The 22,374-nt window shown below is 34.0% G+C and carries 21 protein-coding genes; 10 read left to right on the top strand and 11 right to left on the bottom strand.

Going from position 1 to position 22,374, the window contains the following annotated elements; all coding sequences use genetic code 11:
* The first annotated feature begins 10 nt into the window (after positions 1-10).
* Together AB671_RS05285 and AB671_RS05280 are read left to right on the top strand one after the other, a co-directional pair.
* Positions 11-2,209, top strand: coding sequence for a S46 family peptidase (locus tag AB671_RS05285; protein ID WP_066677075.1), 2,199 nt, complete (start codon positions 11-13; stop codon positions 2,207-2,209).
* Positions 2,210-2,451: 242 nt separating this feature from the next.
* Positions 2,452-3,672, top strand: a complete 1,221-nt coding sequence (locus AB671_RS05280; protein ID WP_185114080.1) for a spondin domain-containing protein — start codon at positions 2,452-2,454, stop codon at positions 3,670-3,672.
* Positions 3,673-3,770: 98 nt separating this feature from the next.
* On the opposite strand, the gene AB671_RS05275 is transcribed toward AB671_RS05280, so the two are convergent.
* From AB671_RS05275 to AB671_RS05250, 6 genes are all read right to left on the bottom strand, one after another.
* Positions 3,771-5,306 (bottom strand): YifB family Mg chelatase-like AAA ATPase, encoded by a 1,536-nt coding sequence (locus AB671_RS05275; RefSeq protein ID WP_066677077.1) that lies wholly within the window; start codon positions 5,304-5,306, stop codon positions 3,771-3,773.
* Positions 5,307-5,457: 151 nt separating this feature from the next.
* A complete protein-coding gene (locus AB671_RS05270) occupies positions 5,458-7,752 on the bottom strand; it encodes a multicopper oxidase domain-containing protein (protein WP_082987239.1) in 2,295 nt (764 codons plus the stop codon).
* Between the two features lie 109 nt (positions 7,753-7,861).
* Positions 7,862-8,323: a heme-binding domain-containing protein gene (locus tag AB671_RS05265; RefSeq protein WP_066677079.1), complete on the bottom strand. Its 462-nt coding sequence runs from the start codon at positions 8,321-8,323 to the stop codon at positions 7,862-7,864.
* Between the two features lies 1 nt (position 8,324).
* A complete protein-coding gene (locus AB671_RS05260; RefSeq protein ID WP_066677081.1) occupies positions 8,325-8,966 on the bottom strand; it encodes a DUF3347 domain-containing protein in 642 nt (213 codons plus the stop codon).
* Positions 8,967-8,992: 26 nt separating this feature from the next.
* Entirely contained in the window at positions 8,993-9,871 is an 879-nt protein-coding gene (locus tag AB671_RS05255) for a DUF3347 domain-containing protein (protein WP_066677082.1), read from the bottom strand.
* A gap of 115 nt (positions 9,872-9,986) precedes the next feature.
* Positions 9,987-10,304, bottom strand: a complete 318-nt coding sequence (locus tag AB671_RS05250) for a hypothetical protein (protein ID WP_123921017.1) — start codon at positions 10,302-10,304, stop codon at positions 9,987-9,989.
* A 348-nt stretch (positions 10,305-10,652) separates the two neighbouring features.
* Between AB671_RS05250 and AB671_RS05245 the strand changes: the two genes are divergently transcribed.
* From AB671_RS05245 to AB671_RS05230, 4 genes are all read left to right on the top strand, one after another.
* Positions 10,653-11,432 carry a hypothetical protein gene (locus tag AB671_RS05245; protein WP_066677085.1) on the top strand — a complete coding sequence of 260 codons (780 nt, stop codon included), beginning with the start codon at positions 10,653-10,655 and terminating at the stop codon, positions 11,430-11,432.
* A gap of 56 nt (positions 11,433-11,488) precedes the next feature.
* Positions 11,489-11,836 (top strand): tRNA-binding protein, encoded by a 348-nt coding sequence (locus AB671_RS05240; RefSeq protein ID WP_066677087.1) that lies wholly within the window; start codon positions 11,489-11,491, stop codon positions 11,834-11,836.
* A 100-nt stretch (positions 11,837-11,936) separates the two neighbouring features.
* Positions 11,937-12,638, top strand: coding sequence for a 3'-5' exonuclease (locus AB671_RS05235; RefSeq protein WP_066677089.1), 702 nt, complete (start codon positions 11,937-11,939; stop codon positions 12,636-12,638).
* 36 nt (positions 12,639-12,674) lie between these two features.
* Positions 12,675-13,001 (top strand): SUF system Fe-S cluster assembly protein, encoded by a 327-nt coding sequence (locus AB671_RS05230; RefSeq protein ID WP_066677091.1) that lies wholly within the window; start codon positions 12,675-12,677, stop codon positions 12,999-13,001.
* A gap of 163 nt (positions 13,002-13,164) precedes the next feature.
* Here the strand turns inward: AB671_RS05230 and AB671_RS05225 are convergent, their stop codons facing one another.
* The 3 genes from AB671_RS05225 to AB671_RS05215 form a co-directional block, all read right to left on the bottom strand.
* Positions 13,165-13,998, bottom strand: a complete 834-nt coding sequence (locus tag AB671_RS05225) for a sulfurtransferase (RefSeq protein WP_066677093.1) — start codon at positions 13,996-13,998, stop codon at positions 13,165-13,167.
* A 369-nt stretch (positions 13,999-14,367) separates the two neighbouring features.
* Positions 14,368-14,769 carry an OsmC family protein gene (locus tag AB671_RS05220; RefSeq protein ID WP_066677094.1) on the bottom strand — a complete coding sequence of 134 codons (402 nt, stop codon included), beginning with the start codon at positions 14,767-14,769 and terminating at the stop codon, positions 14,368-14,370.
* Between the two features lie 32 nt (positions 14,770-14,801).
* Positions 14,802-15,650, bottom strand: coding sequence for a hydroxymethylglutaryl-CoA lyase (locus tag AB671_RS05215; protein ID WP_066677095.1), 849 nt, complete (start codon positions 15,648-15,650; stop codon positions 14,802-14,804).
* Between the two features lie 186 nt (positions 15,651-15,836).
* Between AB671_RS05215 and pepT the strand changes: the two genes are divergently transcribed.
* The 3 genes from pepT to AB671_RS23040 all read left to right on the top strand — a co-directional run bounded on the left by pepT (position 15,837) and on the right by AB671_RS23040 (position 19,040).
* Entirely contained in the window at positions 15,837-17,084 is a 1,248-nt protein-coding gene (gene pepT / locus AB671_RS05210; RefSeq protein ID WP_066677097.1) for a peptidase T, read from the top strand.
* A 138-nt stretch (positions 17,085-17,222) separates the two neighbouring features.
* Positions 17,223-18,542, top strand: coding sequence for an acyltransferase family protein (locus AB671_RS05205; protein ID WP_066677099.1), 1,320 nt, complete (start codon positions 17,223-17,225; stop codon positions 18,540-18,542).
* 9 nt (positions 18,543-18,551) lie between these two features.
* Positions 18,552-19,040: an SGNH hydrolase domain-containing protein gene (locus AB671_RS23040; RefSeq protein ID WP_410492653.1), complete on the top strand. Its 489-nt coding sequence runs from the start codon at positions 18,552-18,554 to the stop codon at positions 19,038-19,040.
* 79 nt (positions 19,041-19,119) lie between these two features.
* Here the strand turns inward: AB671_RS23040 and thiL are convergent, their stop codons facing one another.
* Both thiL and AB671_RS05190 read right to left on the bottom strand, forming a co-directional pair.
* On the bottom strand, positions 19,120-20,184 hold the full coding sequence (gene thiL / locus AB671_RS05195) for a thiamine-phosphate kinase (protein ID WP_066677103.1): 1,065 nt from the start codon (positions 20,182-20,184) through the stop codon (positions 19,120-19,122).
* Between the two features lie 88 nt (positions 20,185-20,272).
* On the bottom strand, positions 20,273-20,764 hold the full coding sequence (locus AB671_RS05190) for an acyl-CoA thioesterase (protein WP_066677105.1): 492 nt from the start codon (positions 20,762-20,764) through the stop codon (positions 20,273-20,275).
* Between the two features lie 394 nt (positions 20,765-21,158).
* On the opposite strand from AB671_RS05190, the gene AB671_RS05185 reads away from it, so the two are divergent.
* Positions 21,159-22,361, top strand: a complete 1,203-nt coding sequence (locus AB671_RS05185; protein ID WP_066677107.1) for an NAD(P)/FAD-dependent oxidoreductase — start codon at positions 21,159-21,161, stop codon at positions 22,359-22,361.
* Positions 22,362-22,374: the final 13 nt, after the last annotated feature.

Genomic DNA, 22,374 nt, shown 5'->3' with positions numbered 1-22,374 from the left:
ATTTTATAAAATGAAAAGAATATTTTTACTATTCACTTTCTTATTAAGCTTTGCTCAAATGAGGGCAGATGAAGGAATGTGGCTATTGATGCTTGTGAAAAGGCTTAATGGTGTAGACATGCAAAAAGAGGGTCTTCGTTTGACTCCGGAAGAGATTTATTCTGTAAACAACTCTAGCTTAAAAGATGCTATCGTAAGCTTTGGAGGTTTTTGTACAGGAGAAATTGTTTCAGACAAAGGTTTGATCTTCACCAATCACCACTGTGGTTACGGTGCTGTTGCTGCGGCTTCTACTCCTGAAAAAGATTACCTAAAGAATGGTTTCTGGGCAAAAAACGAAAAAGAAGAATTCAATTCTAAAGATCTTTACGTAAGATTTTTGGTAAGAATGGATGATGCTACACAGAGAATCAATTCAAAATTAAACAACGAAATGTCTGCGGCTCAGAGAAAAGCTGTAATTGATGCTGAAACAAAAGCAATTCAGACAGAAAATTCTGAAAACGGAAAATACACTGTTGTTGTAAGAGATTTCTTCAACGGAAACGAATTTTATTATTTCGTTTATCAAGACTATAAAGATATCAGATTAGTTGGTGCACCGCCATCATCAATCGGAAAATTTGGTGGAGATACAGACAACTGGGAATGGCCAAGACATACAGGAGATTTCACAGTATTCAGAGTATATGCTGATGCTGCAGGAAACCCTTCAGAATTCAAATTAACAAACGTTCCTTTGAAGCCTAAACACTTCTTACCTGTTTCTCTAAAAGGAATTAAGCCAGGAGATTTCTCAATGATCTTAGGATACCCAGGAAGAACAAACCGTTACTTAACTTCTTACGGAATTGAGCAAATGGTCACTAAAGATTATCCGGCTTGGGTAGAGACTTCTAAAATGGCGATGGACATTATGAAGAAGTATATGGATAAAGATAAGACCACTCAATTAGGGTACGCTTCTCAATATGCTTCTGTTGCCAACTACTGGAAAAACAGACAAGGAACAATTGATGCTGTTGAAAAAAACGGTACAATTACTGACAAAAGAGAGCTTGAGAAAAAATTCAACGACTGGTCATTGCAACCAGGAAATGAAATGTATGATGGTGTTTTAGTAAAAATTCAAAACTATTACTCTCAAGTTTCAAACAGAAATACAGAAAGAAATTACGCTTCTCTATTGATGAGAAATGCTAAATATATAGCTCTTGCAAACAGCTTAGCTCCTGCATTAGATGCTTATGCAAAACAGGATATGGCAGGAAGATTAGCAATGAAAGCTAAAGTAGAAACAGCTGTAAAAGATGCATATGATAACATCAACACTAATCTTGAAGGAGAGATGTTGACCTCTTTGGTAAATCTTTACCAAACAAAAGTAAAATCTGATGTAGCTTCTCCAACGCTTATGGCTTTGGATGCTAAAAGCTTATCTAACCTTGCATTTTCGTCTCTATTTGCTAACAAAACGTCTGTGACGAACTATATTATGAATCCTGATCGTTTAAAATTGGATGCAGATCCTCTTTTGAAAATAGCTAGAGGAATTATTGCAGACCAAAAAACATCAAACGATAAATATGTATTATTGGATGACAGTTTTGCTAAAAACAACCGTCTTTTCTTAGCTGGTTTAATGAAAGCAATGCCTGAGAAAAAATTCTATCCGGATGCAAACTCTACGATGAGACTTACTTACGGACAAATCGATACATTACCTGTAAGAGACGACAGAAACTACTTTGGAGTGACTGATAACTATTACACTACAATGGAAGGTTTAGTAGGTAAATACAAAGCTGGTGACGAAGAATTTGATCTTCCACAAAGAGTAATTGCGCTTCAAAATGCTAAAGATTACGGTCAATATGCAGACAAAGCAGGTTACCTTCCAGTAAACTTCCTTTCAAACAATGATATTACAGGTGGAAACTCTGGTTCTCCGGTAATTGATGGAGATGGTAACCTTATCGGTATCGCGTTTGACGGAAACAGCGAAGCATTAAGTGGAGATATTGTTTTTGAAAACGAATGGCAAAAAACAATCAGTGTAGACATCCGTTTTGTTCTTTGGACAATCGACAAATATGCTGGTGCAAGAAGAATTGTAGACGAACTAAAATTAGTAAGAGACGAAAATACTCCTGCTGATACTGGTAAATCTAAAATCAAAATTGCAGCTCCTGTAAAAAAGAAAAAATAATTTTCTCAAAAAATATTTTGAAAACCGTGGAATTTATTTCACGGTTTTTTTGTTGCCTTTTTTATTCATTTAAAACAAATAGTTCTTCATAAAAACACAATACCATAAAATATTTAAAATTTTAACCACTAAAAATCAACGCCTTAACTATTCAATTTCAATAAAACGATATTTTTTTGTCAGGATTAATAAATAAGCACGACTAGAATTATACCTTATTTATAACTATAAAAAATACTTTTATGAAAAAGAACATTTTAAAAATGGCAACGCTCGGACTTGGGCTAATGACAATTTTCGGACTTTCATCTTGTAATGACGATGATGATATGATGATGGAAAGCTCTATGGAAAAAACAATTACATTTGAAAATATTGTCGCTCCAAAAGATTTTGTAGAAAGTGGTAGCTTTCAGGGAACCAATACTCCTGTCATTATGCCCGGAGAATCTGTCTCCGTTAAATTCAGTGCAGGAAAAGCACAGTCTCTGATGTTTGCGACCATGTATGGCGCATCCAAAGATTGGTTTTTTGCATCAAAACAACCCGGAATAAAGCTATTTGATACTAATGGAAACGCTATTACAGGCGATGTTTCTTCAGAAGTTTTATTGTGGGACAACGGAACAAAAGACAATACAACAGGAACTGCTCAGAGCAATCCTATCGCTCAGGTTCCAGGAGTGACTGCCTCTCAATTGGTCAAGCTCAATCTTAGCTATGACATTATGAAATCTGAATTTACTTTAATGATAACAAACACTTCTGGAGGAACAGCTAATGCGACACCTTTATCTCCAGGAGTTTGGGCAGTTTCAAACTACAATGGTTCGCAATTGCTTAATTCGGCTCCGTTTTTCACACCTAATGCATTATCAAATCCTGAAATTACAGATATAGCACAAATGGGAGATATCACTAAAATGGTGATGAAACTTAACGCGAATACTGGAATAATGACCGGTCTATCTCCAGCTTTGGTCGTAGTTTATAGCGGTAATCAAAATCCTATTTATCAATTAGGACAATTGGATTCTGGTAATGGGTTAAAAGAAATTTCTCAGTTTGGAGATGTTATGAAACTTCAAAACAACTTAAAAGCCATGTCTAATGTAAAAGGAGTTTATATCGCAGGAAACACTCCTGTAGCACCGGGAAGCAAAGTGATGACCAATTTTTCTTATACAACAGGAGACAAAATAGCCTATGTAACGATGTTTGGTTTTTCTAATGACTGGTTTTATGCCAATGAGCAAATTATTGATGCAAATACCACGGGAGATTTAACTTCAAAAACAGCTTTGTTTGATTCGGGAACTGGTGTTAATCAATATCCAGGAGCAGGAAATCGCCAGGCCTTATTTGGAGGAATGCCTCAAGCCGAAAGTATGGTTGTTTCTAAAGTTGGAACACAATATCCTATACCGGCAGTACAAAATGTCTTAAAAGTGACTGTAAATTAATTAATCTCGATCAGGGTTTAATAAAAACAACAAATGGTTTCAATGGGCATTCCTGAATTTTTATTCAGGGGTGCTTTTTTATTTTATTGAAATCTATATTACACATTCCAAAACTCTCGATCGAGACTTCTGTATTGTATTGCTTCAGAAACATGATGAGACAAAATATTTTCAGACTCTTCGAGATCAGCAATTGTTCTGGCAACTTTAAGAATCCGATCGTAAGCTCTTGCTGAAAGATTCAGTTTTTCCATTGCCATTTTAATAAGATCAAAAGACGCATCATCTAACTCGCAAAACTTTTCCAATTCACGTGATCCAATTTGAGCATTATAACTGATTGACAAATCTTTATATCGTTCATTTTGAATATCTCGAGCAATTAAAACTCTCTTTCTGATGTCTTCACTTTTTTCGCCTTTTCTTTTTTCTGCCAATTGCTCAAACTCAACTTTTTGCACCTCAACATGAATATCGATCCTATCTAAAAGTGGCCCCGAAAGTTTATTCATATACCGTTGCATTTCTAAAACAGACGAAGTATTTTGAGGGTCATCGGGGAAATATCCGCTCGGACTGGGATTCATAGAAGCCACCAACATAAAGCTTGAAGGATAATTAACCGTAAATCTTGCTCTGGAAATTGTGACCTCCCGATCTTCTAATGGTTGTCGCATCACTTCCAAAACCGTTCTTTTAAATTCCGGCATTTCGTCTAAAAATAAAACGCCATTATGAGCCAAAGAAATTTCTCCCGGTTGCGGATAACTTCCACCACCAACGAGCGCCACATCAGAGATCGTGTGATGAGGTGAACGAAACGGACGAACGGTCATCAAAGAAGTTTCCGTTCCCATTTTTCCGGCTACAGAATGTATTTTGGTTGTCTCTAAAGCTTCTTTTAAAGTAAGGGGTGGCAAAATACTTGGAACTCTCTTTGCCAGCATCGTTTTTCCGCTTCCCGGTGGGCCGATAAGAATAATATTGTGACCACCTGCTGCGGCAACTTCCATGGCTCTTTTGGCGGTTTCCTGGCCTTTCACTTCAGAGAAATCAAACGGAAAATTATTGATCTTATCCTGAAATTCTTTTCTTGTATCTAAGACCACTTTCTCAAGAGGTTTTCCTTCATTAAAAAAATCGATGACCTCTTTGATATTTTCTACGCCATATACATCAAGGTTGTTGACAATTGCTGCTTCTCTGGTATTTTGTTTAGGTAGAATAATTCCTTTAAAGCCTTCTTCGCGAGCCTGAATGGCAATTGGGAGCACTCCTTTTATCGGTTGCAAACCTCCATCAAGTGAAAGCTCACCCATAATGATATAATCTTGTACATTTTCACCAAGGATTTGGTCAGATGCAATCAGAATTCCGATAGCGATGCTCAAATCGTACGCAGCACCTTCTTTTCGCAAATCTGCGGGCGCCATATTGATCGTAACTTTTTTTCCGGGAATTTTGTAACCGCAATTTTTGAGTGCCGCAGAAATTCTGTAGCTGCTTTCTTTGATAGCATTATCAGGAAGGCCTACCAAATGATAACCGACTCCACCTGTATCAATATTGACTTCAATAGTTATAGTTTGTGCGGAAACGCCGAAAATGGAGCTTCCATATATTTTGATCAGCATTGTGTGTTTTTTGTAAAAATACTTATTTATTTTCAATAAGTCAATGATTTACAGCACTTATTTAACTTTAAAAAAAATAATTCGGAACAAAAGATTTTGTCCCGAATTATCAATATAAAGAAAACTTGTTTTAAAATTAGTGGAAACCCGCCTAGTAAACCAATGTGATCCCTGCTCCAAAGCCCATATCGCTATCATAATGGGTCGATAAGGATGCATTTCGGGTAACAATATATTTTAAACCCAACATATATTCTTTATCCGTATTTACAGAAAAAGCACCGCGCAATCTTCGGGTAAGAGGAATATCTTCTCTTCTTAATTGCAGCCTTACAATTCCGTCTGTGAAAACCTCTGCCTGAAAGTCGATCAGCATTGGTAAGGTATACAATACACCCGCACTAAGTGTTGCTCTTTGGTCTTTTTTATTTTTCTGTCCGAAAAGATTTTTTTCTAATTCACCAGAACCATGTGAGTCTCTGTATCTCCAATCGAAACCGATAAAAGGCATTAGCCACTGCATTTTACCGATATATCTACCAACATGGGTTTCTGTTTCGTAACCGTGCATATTATTGTATCCTAATCTCCACTCAGTACCAATGCTCCATCTTGCATTTTGTAACATCGCCTGACCGTCATTACCATTGGTTGCAAAGTCATTTTCTGCCATAAGATGCCACTCGTTACTTTCGTTCTGCAGCATTTTATAAGCTTTTTCTTTATCCGGAAGCTCTGGATTTTTATAATCTCCCACCGCAAAAACTCTGTTCATTCCTGCCATCATATGATATAAGATATGACAATGGAAAAACCAATCACCTTCTGTATTGGCTGCAAATTCTATAATATCTGTTTCCATGGGCATAATATCCAATACATTTTTTAAGGGAGCTTGGGAGCCGTTTTCGTTAAGAACTCTGAAATCAAAACCATGAAGGTGCATGGGATGTCTCATCATAGAATTATTAATCAATTTTATTCTTAATATTTCTCCTTTTTTCACCTGTATTTTATCAACTTCTGAAAGCACTTTATTATCCATGCTCCATACATAACGGTTCATATTTCCGGTAAGGGTCAAGGTAATATTTTTAATAGAGTCCGTTTTTGGCAAGGTGGTATCATAAGGAGACCTCAACATATTGTAATTTAAGGTTACCATATCAGTATTTCCTGCACCGTGGGAAGAATGATCCATTTTCGCATCTTTATTCATGTCCATTTTTTGAGGATCTTTTGATTTCTCTCGTGTGATTTCAGGATACATCACTGCGTTCATATCCATTTTTTGAAGGCTCATTGCCATTCCCATGTCTTTCATATCGCCATTCATCTTCATCATATCGTTCATCATTTTCATTCCTTCAAAATATTTAAGCTTAGGAAGTTGAGCATGAAGCTGTTTAATACCCTCTCCTACATAAATTGAAACCGATTTTGTTCTATCTTCTGGAGTTACCAAAAGCTCGTAAGAAGTATTTTTCTCTGGAATTGTCACCACGATATCATACGTTTCAGAAACACCTATAATGAGTCGGTCGACCATTACCGGTTCTACATCATTGCCATCGTTTGCCACAACCTCAATTTTTCCGCCTGCATAGTTAATCCAGAAATAAGACGAAGCACCTCCATTAGAAATACGGAACCTTACCCTATCTCCTGCTTTAAATTGAGATAACTGTTGTTCAGATGTACCATTAATTAAAAATTTATCATAATAAATATCGCTTACATCCATGGCAAGCATACGCTTCCATTCGTTGGTTACTTTAGTTCCGAAATGCCCTTCTTTTATGGCTTCCCAATAACTTTGTGTACTGTTTTTTTTTATTGCAAACCAATCATTGGCATTGTGAAGCATTCTGTGCACGTTATTAGGATTCAAATCTGTCCATTCACTTAAAATCAACGGAATTGCAGGAATATCATCAATTCCTTTTCTAAAAGTAGGATCATCATCTCTTTTTTTCAAAATCATTGATCCATACATTCCAATTTGCTCCTGCAATCCTGAATGAGAATGATACCAATGCGTTCCGTGCTGAATAATTGGAAACTTATAGGTGTATGTTGAATGTGGTTTAATTCCCATTTGAGTAAGCATAGGAACGCCGTCTTCTTTGTTGGGCAACATCAACCCGTGCCAATGCAGAGAAGTTTCTTCATCCATAAGGTTATGCACGATGATTTCCGCAGTATCGCCTTCCGTAAATGTGAGCGTAGGCATCGGAATCTGGCCATTAACCGCAATCGCTCTTTTCACTTTCCCGGTGAAATTCACCAATGTATCTTTTACATACAGATGATACGTTACTGTTTTACCACCTGTTAACTTTTTTTCAGGAAAAGGAAGTACTTTTTTGTTTTCAGACCTCTTTTGTTCATTCTGAGCATTGTGCGCAGAATGATCCTGATGAGTAGCCGTTCCCTTCTTTTCCATTTTCATTTCTTTTGCCTCTTGTGCATTGACAAAGAAAAAAGAAAATAAAACTCCTAGAACTATATATTTAGTTTTAAGCATATTATTTGTTATTTTATTAAAAATAAATCTATCTATCATTTTGTTGTTTTTGTATTGCACTCAACCAATTTATCATTTCAACTTTTTGTTGGTCTGATAGTTTTGCATTTTTATGGATAAGTGTATAAGAATCAAGCGGCATTTTGTCATCTTCTATCTGTTCTATAATTCCGTTTAGTTTATTGCGTTGTTTACGGACGCTATAATTTGTCCAATCATTAAAATTCAGCTCTTCTTTTCCTTCTTTAATATGTTTTTCCATCAAATATCTTGCAGGCTGAATATAAGAATAAGCTGGGTAATTGGTATTATTACTATGGCAATCATAACAAGAATTTTGTAATATATTCTGAATCTGTTGTGGAGCATTGTAGAAGTTGGCAAATCCGTCAGACGGAGCCTGCCCTATATTTCGGACAGGCTGATAAATCTGAATCAGTAGAAAAAGTATAAATCCTACGAGAAGAATCTTTTTAATAGCCTTTTTCATGTTACCATTCTTTTTGTATAGAGCCGCAAGTAAGCATCTTACTTCCCTGATAAGGATTTACAATTTCTTTTTTCTCGCTTATCCAGATTGCTCCTTTATTATCGTTGTACATCGGGCAGAAATCTTTATATAATTTTTGCTCGCTTCCGAAAGTTTCAATCAAATCATTTACATCTTTACTCAGCATATCAAAATGCTCACGTTGATGTTCAATACTTCCTGTACCTGCAGCAATATGCTCTGCGTTTTCTTCCATGCTTTCTGCAATCTCTTTATAAACAGTTTTCTTTTTAGCATCTAGCTGATTTATATCTGTTTTCTTCATGGTTTCAAACAACATCTTTCCTGCAGAAGCAGCCGCTTTAGAATCATCTTTTGCCAAAGAATTTTTCAACATCAGGTAATCTTTAATGATTGCTTTAGTAGAAAAGGCAGCCTTTGTGTTTTCTGCTTCCATCTTTTCGTCTGTTTTTGCCATGACTTCAGATGATTCAGAATCAGAAGCTTGAGATTCAGGATTATCTTTCGTAGAATCTTTTATTATTTCAGATTGAGATTCTGTATTTTCTACAGGTTCTGTTTTAGGTTTGCTGCATGCGGAAAAAACAAATCCTACTATTACGATTACTATTATATTTTTCATCTTTTCTATTTTTTTTCGTTTGTGTTTTATTTTAAAGTTTCTACGGTACTTCCGCATGTAAGCATTTGTGCTCCATAATACGGGTTTTTAACTGTATTTTCCATACTCAACCAATTAGCATCCTGCATTGGGCAATACTGATAATAAATAGGTGCCGAATGTTTTGAAGTTTTCAGTAAATCATACATGTTTTTAGATAATGACTTGAAAGTTTCTCTTTGCTTTTTAATGTCCTGTGTTTGAGAAATTGCTTTTGCATCAGTTCCTAAAGTATTCATCACTTTCATCCATGCATCATGTTCTGATGGAGATAGTTCGCCCATTTTTACTGCTGTTACAGCATTCATCAATTCTTTTGATTGAGCAGAAGCCATTTTTGAATCTGCTTTTATAAGGGCATCTTTTATTGAAAAATAATGAGACTGAACTTTACTCAACGGTGAATCTGATTGTTTACTTTCTTTACCCATTGAAGAATGATCATACATTGAAGAGTGATCCTGCTCGTTTGATATAGACCCTTTCATTGCAGAATGGTCATGTCCATGCCCGTCCATTGTTGTTGTCTTATTTCTTTTATATTGGCAACAAGACGGAAGTTTAGCATACACATCATCCGGAGCATAAAAAGATTCGCTGTCATAACCAGCATTGGCAATTCTTTTTAAAATCTCTTGTTGATTTGTTTTTAACGAATCATAAGTCAATGTTGCCATTTTAGAATCTTCATCCCAATTTACGGTGGCTACATTTTTCACATTTCCCGATTTTTCAATCGTTGATTTGCACATGTCGCAGTTTCCGTAGATTTTAGTGGTTTCGGTTTTTGCATTTTTTATTTGGGCAGAATATACCAATGAAACAAATAGCATCATTAATCCCAATATTTTTGATATTGATTTCATAATATTTTTTTTAGCAGCAACGATTTTTCATTGCTTTGATTTAATTTTAAATGATAAGAAAGATTGAAAACGGTATGTTTTCAAAAGCACATATTTATGGCCGTACAGAGTACAATTATCCTATCTTAGGAATCAGCCAAATGGAATAAAAACCTTTAGAAACACTGCTTTCTTCATTTGAAAAAGAGGTTTCAATTATTGGTTGTACACTTTTGATAAAAGTGAAGCTGTTAGAGTGAAAAAAAGTGGTATTGCAGTTTGTAGGACACTTGCAAAGCATATTGTTGCAGTCGTTACCACAATGATTTTTTTTATTATTTTGATGGCTGCATTTGTCTTTGCAATCATCATTTTTAGATGCAGATGTATGGTGAGAATTTGTTTTTTCTTTCTTCATACCTTCCATACTGCACGCATAAGTTTGAGTAGGCATTAATAAAAATCCTAAACAAGCAAAAATCAATATGTAAATATGACGATACATCTTCTTGCTAAATTAGCATTTTTAGTTGAATATAGCAAACAAATAATGATTTTATGAAATTTTGTCTTTAAAATTGTCATATATTCGGGAATCTGATAATTTTTATACTAAAAACTTTGTTGAATCATGACCAATATAAAACCTGAAATATGCTGGGCAGATTTTAAGTTTAAATTTTAATAATGTTGTTAAGAATCTTAGGCTTTTCTGAGTAAGACCTATTACTATGAAGAAAAATCTTTGAGGAATGTTAAGAGTGATAATTTTATAGTTAACGGCTAAAATGATAATTAATTTATGAAAATAAAATCTTTTTTATCTTTAATTTTATTTTTTGTCAGCATTACTTTATACTGTCAACTTTCTTTACAAGTTGAAGAACTAAAATATGATGCTTTCACTCCATATGTCCCAAAAAATGATTTTGTAGATCATATAGAATTTAAATATAGAGGTCACATTTTTGAAATTTCAATTTTTAATAATTCTGAAAAACCAATTTCATTACCTTTAGATACCCTTAGTTACGTTCTACCATACGCAGAGAATACTAAGCTATATTACAAAGGAGAGGACTTTATTCGCGATCCTGATTTATTTAATGTTTTAGGAGTTTATCCTTTTTTGTATCAGAAAAATAAATTTATTGATAAAGAATTTGATATGTCTCATCATCTCGAGATTCTGCCAAAAACAAATCAAACAGAAATAGATAAATTAAAAACTGAGAGATTAATTAAAATAAAGGAATGGAAAGAAAAAAATAAACTAGGCAGTGATTTACACTCAATATACAATTGGTATATTTTGAAGAGTATGATTACTATTGCACCCAAAACTACAATCAAATATAAAATTTATTTTAATCCCTTTCTTAAAAGACAGGATTTATTTGATTACCATGAGTTTTATTGGAGACTGAATCCAGACATTCCTTACAAAGCAACCTTTAAATTAATTTTAAACAAAAATTTATACAAATATTTAAGTAAAGGTGATAAAAAGAAATATGTAAATTTATTTATAGGTGTTATAACTTCTGAAAGTATGAATATATCAACCAATCCTAAAAAATAATAGCAGTTAAAAAAATCTGTACTTAGCATGAAAATTTAGAATTTAAAAATATCAATATGAACATAAAACCTGAAATATCCTGGACAGATTTTGAGAAATTAGACATTCGATGCGGTACCATTATTTCCGTGAATGATTTTGAAAAAGCAAGAAACCCTTCTTATCAACTCGAGATCGATTTTGGAGATTTAGGAACCAGAAAATCTGCTGCACAAATCACCTCGCTTTACAACAAAGAAGATTTAATTGGAAAACAAATTTTAGCTGTGGTTAATTTTCCCAAAAAGCAGATTGCCAATTTTTTCAGTGAATGTCTGGTTTTAGGAGTTTATGGTGAGGATGCAAAAGATGTAACCCTGCTTTCCCCCTCTCTTCCAACAAAAAATGGATTACAGGTGGGGTAAATTTCTTAAAAAAATGTAAACCTAACGGTTTTTTGAAACTTGTTAGGTTTCAATATGATAATAAAATTTAGTTTTTAAAAATAATTAATCAAACACATATATGATACAAAACATCCCTTTAGAAAAAGTTTTATTCCTTGATATTGAAACAGTTCCTAACGCTGGTTCTTGGGAAGAACTCTCTGAAACTGAACAAAATCTTTGGGATAAAAAAACAAGATTTCAAAGGAAAGATGAGATTTCAGCTGAAGATTTTTACGACAGAGCGGGAATTATGGCAGAATTTGGAAAAATTATCTGCATTACCATTGGAATGCTTGAGAAAAACGATACTTTAAGAATCAAAAGCTTCGCAGATGATGATGAAAAAAAAATGTTAACTGAATTTGGTGAACTTTTTAACAGCCCAAGACTGCGTGATGTGATTCTCTGCGCTCACAACGGAAAAGAATTTGATTTTCCTTGGATTGCAAGACGATTTCTCATCAACGGAATGATGCCTCCGACCCCATTCCAAATGTTTGGAAAGAAACCTTGGGAAATTCAACATCTGGATACAATGGAGCTTTGGAAATTCGGAGATTATAAAAGCTATATTTCGCTAGAACTTTTAGCGCATGTTTTCGGAATTCCTACCCCGAAAGACGACATCGACGGATCAATGGTTTCATCAATCTACTACATAGAAAAAGACTTGCAACGAATAGTTGACTATTGTGAAAAAGATGTCTTAACTTTGGCCAATATTTTCAGACGGATGCGTCAGGAAGATTTATTAAAAAGAAATATCAATTTAGATTAAATAAAATGCCGCTTAAACGGTAGTTAAAACGATAAAATGAAATTTACAGACGATCAGATTGCCGATATAGGAGAAGAAATTATAAGAATATTAAAAACCGTTTATGACCCTGAAATTCCAGTGGATATTTATGAATTGGGGTTGATCTATGATGTACAGATCTCTGATGAAGCTGATGTAAAAATTATTATGACTTTAACGACTCCTAACTGTCCGGTTGCGGAAACTTTACCACAGGAAGTAAAAGATAAAGTAAAAACAGTGGAAAACGTAAACGAAGTTGAACTTGAACTTACTTTTGAGCCAAGCTGGAACAAAGATATGATGAGTGAAGAAGCCAAGTTTGAGCTAGGAATGCTTTAAATTTTCTTTAAATAAATAATGAAGCTGTCAATTTTTGACAGCTTTTTTTATTTTGTTCACACTGTCATTCTGAACGTAACAACGTGGAGTGAAGAATCTATAAATGAATGAGATTCTTCTTTTCTAAGAAATCGTAGATTCCGTGTGGTTAATGACAAAAATCTTAAATTTTCTTTGCAATTTCTTTCCCTTCTCTTCTGCTCCATTCACTCCACGAACCCACATATAAATTTGGAATTTCAAATCCGGCATAAGCAAGCGCCAAAATTGTGTGACATGCCGTAACTCCCGAACCACAATGAATAATTAGTTTTTCAGGTTTATTTTCTAATAATTTTAAATACTTTTCTTTCAAAACTTCAGGCTTCAAAAAGTTTCCGTTTTTATCTAAATTTTCAGAAAAAGGAATATTAATTGCTCCAGGAATATGACCTGCAACTAAATCGATTGGCTCAGACTCACCGTTATAACGATAAGAATCTCTTACATCAATGACGGTAACAGATTTGTTTGTTAATTCATTTTCAATATCTTCCAAGCTTGAAACAGGAAGAAGCCAATGTTCTTTAATGATTTCAGATTTCTCAAAAGTTTCTTTTCCACCTGAAAACTCCAAACCTTCTTTTTCAGCCGCCTGAATTCCGCCATCTAAAACCTGTACGTTTTCCAAGCCAAAAGATTTCAACATCCACCATGCTCTCGCTGCAGCATTAGCTCCGTTTTTATCATCATAAATAATGACATGAGAATCTTCTGAAATTCCTAAATAAGATACGGTTCCACTAAATTTTTGAATCGTTGGCAGAGGATGTCTTCCTCCAAAAGCTGCATCTTCAACAATTTCAGCTAAATCTTTATCTAGATCAACGAATCTGGCTTCTTTAAGGTGTTTATTCAGATAATTTTGATAACTGTCTTTTCCGGTTCGCACATCAAGAATGATAAGGTTTTCAGGAGAAAGTTCTTTTAATTGTTTTGGTGAAATTATAGGAAACATGAATGTTTATTTTAATTTAAATTTTTCTCGCAGATTAATTTATGCAAATTACGGTTAAGAAGCAATCACAAACAACTCACTATAAAAGTGTTATACATTTAACGCAAAGATTCATTTTTGCAAACCATATTTTTAAGGAGCAAAGATGAATCAATAAATTGATTTTATGAAGCTCTCGTTTTATTCAAGCTTCATCAGCGACATTGTCGCCATTCTTTGCTCCTTCAAATAATAAGCTTAAAAATTAAATCTTTGCGTGGTAAAAGATTTCGCTTAATTCTTATTCCAAACTTAGTTCGATTTAGATTTCAAATCTGCAAAAATCTATTAAGTTAAAAATAAAAACCGCAGAAATCTCTGCGGTTTTTGTTATTGATAAATGAAAATCATTGTCTGTACAAGTTCTGGATGAAGGCTTTTGGCAACCGGGCAATTGTGGGCGGTTTCCTCAATAAAAGCTTTTTCCTCATCTGAATATTGTTTTGAAAAAACAAAATTACAAACAATCTCACCGATTCTTCTCGGCTCGGTTTTCATAATTTTCTGAAGCGTACAATAAGCTCCGTCAATATTGATTTTTTTATCTTTTCCTAAAATGGCAATGGTTGTTAATGCACATTCTGCCAAAGAAGTTGCACACAAATCGGTTGGAGAAAACTTCTCGCTTTTTCCGTGGTTGTCTGTTGGCGCATCACTTTCGATGATGGTTCCAGATTGTAAATGTTCTGCTGAACACCTTAACCCTCCTATGTATGTTATTTTTGATGTCATAATTTTAATTTAAAATGAAAGAGAGAGTATCTCTAAAAATGAAAAATATCTTTCGCTCTGTTATAAGAACTTTCGAAATTTAATAAATTCAATTTATGTTCCGCTTTTTCAACACTCATAAAATTGATTACTTGTTCTGTTGGCATATTTCCCACCAAATCATCTTTTGCCATCGGACAGCCGCCAATTCCTTTGATGGCAGAATCATATCTTCGGCAACCTTTATCATAAGCTGCTTTTAGTTTAGAATAAGAATCTTCGTAACGGTTATGAAAATGTGCTCCGAAATCTATTTCAGGATATTTTGACGGAATTTTTTCGAATAATAAAGCAATAGTTTCCGGCGTTGCTACTCCAGTTGTGTCGGAAAGCAGAATATTTTTAATTCCGATTTCGGAAAATCTTTTCGCCCAAAAGTCCACATCTTCCCATTTCCACATTTCACCATACGGGTTTCCAAATGCCATTGAAAAGTAAATATTCAGTTCCTTGCCTTCACTTTTTGTGAGTTCAACCATCTTTACAATATCATCAAAAGCTTCCTCCTGATTTTTATTGGTATTTCTATGCTGAAAAGTTTCAGAAATAGAAAACGGAAAACCCAAAATATCTACAGACTGATGCTTCAAAGCTTTTTCAGCACCTCTATAATTGGCAATAATTGCAGAAACCTTAGTATTAGACAAAGATTTATCGATATTTTCGGCAACCTCAGCAGAATCTGCCATTTGTGGAATTGCTTTAGGAGAGACAAAACTCAGGCAGTCAAGCACATCAAATCCAACTTCCATCAGTGAATTGATGTAATCTATTTTTTTATCGGTCGGGATAAACTCATCCCAACCCTGCATCGCATCTCTAGGGCATTCGGTAAGAAACATTGTACTTTTGATTTTCTCAAATATAATAAAACTAAACTATTTAGTTCTTGCTTTCAACAAAGCTAATATTAAATTGATTATCAATAATTTATTTCCGATTTAAAATTTCAATACAATACATTCAGCAACAAATAACCTATTCTGAGCCTCAAATTTGCTAACTTTGTTAAAATTTATGATATCAAAATGAGTACAATAGAATTCAACTCGATGTGGAGAGAAAAACTGCTGAACCGTTTTCTCAGCTATGTAAAAATATATTCAACAAGTGATGCTGAAAGCGAAACCACTCCTTCAACAGAAAGACAATGGAACATCGCCAATTACATTGTTGAAGAATTGAAAATAATAGGCTTGGAAAATGTTTCTATTGACGAGCACGGTTATATTATGGGCTACGTTCCCTCAAATTTAGAAAACGACAATCAGCCGACAATCGGGTTTATTTCTCATTACGATACGTCTCCGGATTTTAATGGTGAAAATGTAAAACCTCAGGTTTGGGAAAATTATGAAGGTCAGGATTTGATTTTAAATAAAGAAACAAATTTCACTTTATCGCCATCAAAATTTGAAAGTTTAAAAAGATATATCGGTTCTACTTTGATTACCACAGACGGAACAACACTTCTTGGAGCCGATGATAAAGCAGGTTGCGCTGAAATCGTAACCGCAGCAGAATACCTTATGGCGAATCCTGAGATCAAACACGGAAGAATTGCAGTAGGATTTACTCCCGATGAAGAAATTGGAAGAGGAGCACACAAATTTGATGTGGCAAAATTCGGAGCTGAATTTGCGTATACGATGGATGGCGGAGAAGTTGGTGAATTAGAATATGAAAATTTCAACGCAGCCGGAGCGGTCGTAAAAATCCACGGATTGAGCGTACACCCTGGTTATGCTTTCGGAAAAATGGTGAATGCAAGTCTTTTGGCAGCAGAATTTATTCAATCTTTACCAGCAAATGAAACTCCTTCAACGACAAAAGGTTTTGACGGGTTTTATCATTTAATGGATGTAACTTCTGATGTTTCAGAATGTAAGCTTCAATACATTATTCGTGATCATGACGAAGAGAAATTTGAGGCTAGAAAGAAATTCATGGAAGAAAAAGTAGCTGAATTTAATCAAAAACATGGCGAAAAAACCGCCGAAGTGGAGATTAAAGAACAATACCGTAACATGAAGCAGCAGTTTGAAGGTAAAATGCACATCGTAGATCTTGCTGCAAAAGCAATGAAAGAAGCGGGAATTGAGCCTAAAATAAAAGCGATCAGAGGAGGTACAGACGGAGCGCAATTATCTTATATGGGATTGCCTTGTCCGAATATTTTTGCCGGCGGGATCAACTTCCACGGACCTTATGAGTATGTTGCTTTGGAAAGTATGATGAAGGCAACTGAGGTGATTGTAAATATTGTGAAAGCGTAAAATTTATTTTTAAAAATATAAGTTGAAAGCCAGTTCGTTTGAGCTGGCTTCTTTTTTATTTAATTTAGCTGTTTGCTTTAGGCTGTTTTACTAAAATAAATATTTATCTCATATATTTGTGATAATTTAAAAACATCAATGCAATTCAGAAAAGATATTCAGGGAATTAGAGCACTTGCTTTCTTTTTAGTTTTTATTTTTCATTTAAATACTTCCTGGTTACCGGGCGGTTTTATTGGTGTAGACATTTTTTTTGTGATTTCTGGATTTTTGATGACTTCTATTATTGTTGATCAAAAAAACAGAAATACATTTTCCTATTATGATTTTTATCTAAAAAGGTTAAAAAGGATATTTCCAGCGTATGTAATTTTTATTTTCATCACTTTATTTTTTGGAGCATTTATTTATCTGAACCGAGATATCTGGACCTTACAAAAATCTGGAGGATCATCGATCTTGTTTGTTTCAAATCTTTTATTTGCTCGTGGAGATTCTTATTTTGGAGCACAATTAAGCGAAAATCCTTTCCTACACACTTGGTCTCTGGCCGTTGAAATGCAGTTTTATTTTATTCTCCCTTTGATTATAATACTTTCTCCTAAAAAGTATCTTTCAAAAATAATTCTGTTGATCATTATCGTTTCAACAATTTACAGCAGCACAATTATCTTTCTTGAAAATAATAAATCATCCGCCTACTTTTCTTTAGCTTTCAGAATTCCGGAATTTTTAATTGGTGGATTTTATGCTCTTGCATTTAAAGAAAAATTAAATTTCAATAAGATTTATAACAATCTTTTTGCAATAAGCAGTTTTACAATTCTCATTCTCTCTGCTTTTTTAATCAATGAAAACAGTTTTTTTCCAGGAGCAACCGCTTTAATACCTACTATCGCCGCTGCCAATCTATTGGTTATTGATGATAATATTATTTCTAATTTCTTTTCGAAAAAAATTGCTGTCTTTTTTGGTGAATTGTCTTATTCGCTTTATTTATGGCATTGGCCGATTATAGCTTTAATCAGATATTTTAATGATGATTATTTGTTGAGTTCTTATGAGATTATTTTCATTTGTTTCTCTACGTTTATCCTATCATGGTTATCGTATTATTTTATCGAAAATTACTTTAAGAAAAAAAGTAATTTGGTATTTATAAAATTTCTGATCGTAAGCTCAACATCTGTTGCTTTGCTTATCTTATTTTTACCTAAAATTTCTGATTTAAATAAAATCCCCGAAGCATATACCTCTCCAACATTTGGTTTAAGATCTCATAACCAAAAAAACATTGAAGTTTTCGGAGATAAAAGATCTAAGAACAATAAAATATTATTGATTGGAGACAGCCATGCTTTAACAATAAAACCATTTTTAGATAATATCGGAAAGAATAATGATTTTTCTTTCTCTACCATTACTTCAGACGGTTTTCCCGCTTTGGAAGGCATTTAAAAGGAAGAGATCGACCCTAATGGCCTCAATTTTTACATTGATTCTCAAAATCTCGTAAAACTTACCAAAGAAAGCATATCCAAAAATAAAATTATCATCATCAATGGTGTAACTTTTGTTGAGCCTCTGTCTATTTATCAATCTTTAGAAAAATTAGCGCAATCTTTACGACCAGATCAAAAGCTTATCGTCGTCAATACATTTCCTTCTCTAGACCATGATCCCGTGAAAATCAATAGAGATTTTATTAAAAAATCTGATAAAAAATACAAATTGATCTCTTATGAAAACAATAAATCTGCTTTAATAAAACTCGCCTCCAAATACCCAAATGTTTATTTTTACGACTTATCAAAAAGCAAAATATTCCAAAGCGCACCATTCTATAAAGACACATTAATGTACTATAATGCATCCCATCTGAATAGTTATGGAGCTATTTCTTTGGCGAAAGACCTAGAGAAAGATTTTATGCATTTTTTTGAACAAATAAAGTAAGATCAGATCTAAATTCCTTTGTTTTGTACAAAAAAACCACTACAAAATGCAGTGGCTTCACAATATTTAAAATTAAATTTTAATCGTTGTACTGGTTTCCTAAAAAAGCATCCCAACCTTGTGCTGTTAAAGCAACCAATTGGTTAGAGCCTCTTGCCACCATAAAGTTCCCTTCTTCTTTTTCAACCGCATGACCGATAATGGTAAAATCCGGGTGATTTTTTATCTTATCAAAATCCTCTGAAGCAATCGTGAATAATAATTCATAATCTTCACCGCCGCTTAACGCCGTCATTACAGGATTTAAATTCAATTCGTCAGCAGTTGTAATCGTTAAATTATCCATCGGAATTTTCTCTTCGTACAATCTGAAACCAACATTAGACTGGTCAGAAAGATGCAGGATCTCTGAAGCCAAACCGTCCGAAATATCGATCATTGCCGTAGGTTTGATATCCAATTGTTCCAAAACACCTTTCACATCAGTTCTTGCTTCAGGCTTTAACTGTCTCTCTAAAATATAGTCAAATCCTTCCATTTCAGGCTGCATATTGGGATCAGCTAAGAAAACAGCATGCTCTCTTTCCAAAATCTGAAGTCCCATATAAGCTCCTCCCAAATCTCCGGTTACCACCAATAAATCATTTGGTTTTGCACCGCTTCTTTTGACGATATTTTCTTCATTTTCAATTCCGATTGCAGTAATGCTCATCACTAAACCGGCATTTGAACTTGTTGTGTCTCCACCAATTAAGTCTACTTTATATCTTCCGCAAGCTGCCTGAATTCCTGCATATAATTCTTCCAAAGCTTCTACAGGAAAACGATTTGAAACAGCCAGAGAAACTAAAATTTGTGTAGGAGTAGCATTCATCGCTGCAATATCACTCAAATTCACAACAACAGCTTTGTAACCTAAATGTTTCAAAGGAACATATCCTAAATTGAAATGTACACCTTCCGCCAAAACATCGGTCGTTAAAACAACTCTCTTATTTCCGGGATTGATAACTGCGGCATCATCTCCTACGCCAAGCTCCGAAGATTCATTTCCTAATGGAAAATGCTCTGTTAAGTGTTTAATTAAACCGAATTCTCCAAGTTTTGAGATCGGTGTTAATTCTTGTTCTTTATCTTCAAACATAAATTCTATTATAAGTGATGTTTGATAAATGATAAATGATTTTGAATATTTCTTAGGCTATCAAACATCATTTATCTCTTATCATTTATTAGTTAAATGTTGCTGGGTCAATATTTTCCGGACGGAAAGGAAGTTTTTTAAAATCTTCTCTCGTCATCAATATCGTTTCAGCAGTTTTATATTTATTCATTGCTTCTACCACATCATCGGGTGGAGAAGTCATTTTTCTTAGCATCGTATCAATCCAAACACCGGTCGCTTCTGAGGTTGCGCAATGCGAACCATCCGGAAGATAAAACTTGTGAACAAAACGATAAATCGCAGCATCTTCTGCACATCCATCGATTTCAAGGCTTACAATTACCTTTTGATCAGCAAAAATTTCCTTGAAAAAAGAAAAACGCTCATGCATAATCACAGGGCCAATTCCCCATCGGCTCATTTGGGTAACACCCATTTTCTCTTTTTTCATAAAAGCCATTCTTGTTTGTGCACAATATTGCACGTAAGATGAATTGGCCAAATGTTTATTTGCGTCTAAGTCGCTCCAGCGAACTTCGAATGTATGGTAAAAAGTCATTTTTTAAAAGTTTAATTTGAACTTTATTTTACCACAAAAGATAAATTGTAATCTTAAAGCTTAAAATACGATTACATAAAGTTCACAACAGATGAAAATCTTAGATTTTCAAAAAACTAATGTGTTCTTTTTTACAAAATCAATTAAACTTAAAATAACTAATGTGTTAAAAAGCTTTTGCGACTTTTGTGGTTAGAAAAAATTCAAAAATTATAATCCTCAAAATTACTCAAATAAGATGGTTTATAAAAATTGTAGTTTTGTAAAAATAATCCGTTGCATAAAAGCTTGTGAATTTTCAAATAATAAAAATGATTTCACATTCCTTTTTTGTTCTTTTGACAAACTCAAAATAGCATTAAACTTTTGTGCCTTTTGTGGTTAATAAAAAATTATGAAGCAAATTATCATTATCGGAGGCGGTGCAGCAGGTTTCTTCTGTGCAGCAAATCTTGACGAAAAGAAATATAAAGTTACCATTCTTGAGCAGAATTCAGATGTTTTACAAAAAGTAAAAATTTCGGGTGGTGGGCGTTGTAACGTAAGCCATGCTTGTTTTGACCCAAGAGAATTGGTTCAGTTTTATCCTCGTGGAAACAAGGAATTACTGAGCGTTTTTACCAAATTTCAGCCAGGAGACACCATGGATTGGTTTGAAAAACGAAATATTCCGTTGAAAATAGAAAAGGACAACAGAATTTTCCCGGAAAGCAATTCTTCTCAGACCATTATCAACATCTTTTTAAACGAAACGAAACAGAAAAATATTGAAGTGAAAACCAAAAGTTCGGTCAAAGAAATTCTAAAAAATGATGAAAAGTATTTGGTAAAAACCAGTTTGGGAGATTTTGAAGCTGATTTCGTCATTTATACAACGGGAAGTTCGCCAAAATCTTTAAAAATGATTGAAAATCTGGGACATAAAATCATTGATTTGGTTCCTTCTTTATTTACATTTAATATTAAAGATGACTTGCTGAAAGACCTTTTAGGAACAAGTTTTGAGATGGCAGAAACATCGATTCCGAAACTGAAAACGGAAGAAAGCGGACCGATGATGATTACCCATTGGGGACTTTCGGGGCCTGCAATTTTGAAAATTTCGGCTTGGGAAGCGATTAATTTGGCAAAAGTGAAATACAATTTTGAGATTGAGGTCAATTTTATTTCTAAAAATATCGATGATGCTGAAGAATTATTTCAGAATTTCAAACAGTCAAATCCGAAGAAATCTATCGGACAATCGAAAATATTTGAAGTAACCAACCGTTTTTGGCAGAGAATTCTGGAAGTTTCAAATATCAATTTAAATAAACAAGTTGCACAGATTTCAGGAAAAGAAATGCAGACAATCTTGGAAAATTTATGCAAAAAGAAATTTCAAGTTACAGGAAAATCAACATTTAAAGATGAGTTTGTAACCGCTGGAGGTGTAGATTTAAAGGAAATTAATTTTAAAAATATGTCTTCGAAAATTTTACCTAACTTTTACATCGCTGGAGAAGTACTGAATATTGATGCAGTAACCGGTGGATTTAATTTTCAAGCATGTTGGAGTGAAGCTTGGTTGATTGCTGAGGATTTGAATAATTTATAACACAAAAAAGCAA

This window comes from Chryseobacterium sp. BGARF1 (assembly GCF_001677955.1).
In the GTDB taxonomy this organism is placed as follows: domain Bacteria; phylum Bacteroidota; class Bacteroidia; order Flavobacteriales; family Weeksellaceae; genus Chryseobacterium.
Note: the sequence above shows the minus strand (reverse complement) of the source record. Positions and strands in the feature narration are given on the sequence as shown.

Coding starts and splice junctions, on each gene's coding strand:
- AB671_RS05185 (WP_066677107.1), top strand. CDS start 21,159: ATGAAGCAAATTATCATTATCGGAGGCGGTGCAGCAGGTTTCTTCTGT.
- AB671_RS05215 (WP_066677095.1), bottom strand. CDS start 15,650: ATGTTTCTTACCGAATGCCCTAGAGATGCGATGCAGGGTTGGGATGAG.
- AB671_RS05230 (WP_066677091.1), top strand. CDS start 12,675: ATGAAATTTACAGACGATCAGATTGCCGATATAGGAGAAGAAATTATA.
- AB671_RS05220 (WP_066677094.1), bottom strand. CDS start 14,769: ATGACATCAAAAATAACATACATAGGAGGGTTAAGGTGTTCAGCAGAA.
- AB671_RS05245 (WP_066677085.1), top strand. CDS start 10,653: ATGAAAATAAAATCTTTTTTATCTTTAATTTTATTTTTTGTCAGCATT.
- AB671_RS05265 (WP_066677079.1), bottom strand. CDS start 8,323: ATGAAAAAGGCTATTAAAAAGATTCTTCTCGTAGGATTTATACTTTTT.
- thiL (WP_066677103.1), bottom strand. CDS start 20,184: ATGTTTGAAGATAAAGAACAAGAATTAACACCGATCTCAAAACTTGGA.
- AB671_RS05235 (WP_066677089.1), top strand. CDS start 11,937: ATGATACAAAACATCCCTTTAGAAAAAGTTTTATTCCTTGATATTGAA.
- AB671_RS05255 (WP_066677082.1), bottom strand. CDS start 9,871: ATGAAATCAATATCAAAAATATTGGGATTAATGATGCTATTTGTTTCA.
- AB671_RS05280 (WP_185114080.1), top strand. CDS start 2,452: ATGAAAAAGAACATTTTAAAAATGGCAACGCTCGGACTTGGGCTAATG.
- AB671_RS05240 (WP_066677087.1), top strand. CDS start 11,489: ATGAACATAAAACCTGAAATATCCTGGACAGATTTTGAGAAATTAGAC.
- pepT (WP_066677097.1), top strand. CDS start 15,837: ATGAGTACAATAGAATTCAACTCGATGTGGAGAGAAAAACTGCTGAAC.
- AB671_RS05250 (WP_123921017.1), bottom strand. CDS start 10,304: ATGCCTACTCAAACTTATGCGTGCAGTATGGAAGGTATGAAGAAAGAA.
- AB671_RS05260 (WP_066677081.1), bottom strand. CDS start 8,966: ATGAAAAATATAATAGTAATCGTAATAGTAGGATTTGTTTTTTCCGCA.
- AB671_RS05285 (WP_066677075.1), top strand. CDS start 11: ATGAAAAGAATATTTTTACTATTCACTTTCTTATTAAGCTTTGCTCAA.
- AB671_RS05225 (WP_066677093.1), bottom strand. CDS start 13,998: ATGTTTCCTATAATTTCACCAAAACAATTAAAAGAACTTTCTCCTGAA.
- AB671_RS05190 (WP_066677105.1), bottom strand. CDS start 20,764: ATGACTTTTTACCATACATTCGAAGTTCGCTGGAGCGACTTAGACGCA.
- AB671_RS05205 (WP_066677099.1), top strand. CDS start 17,223: ATGCAATTCAGAAAAGATATTCAGGGAATTAGAGCACTTGCTTTCTTT.
- AB671_RS05275 (WP_066677077.1), bottom strand. CDS start 5,306: ATGCTGATCAAAATATATGGAAGCTCCATTTTCGGCGTTTCCGCACAA.
- AB671_RS05270 (WP_082987239.1), bottom strand. CDS start 7,752: ATGGAAAAGAAGGGAACGGCTACTCATCAGGATCATTCTGCGCACAAT.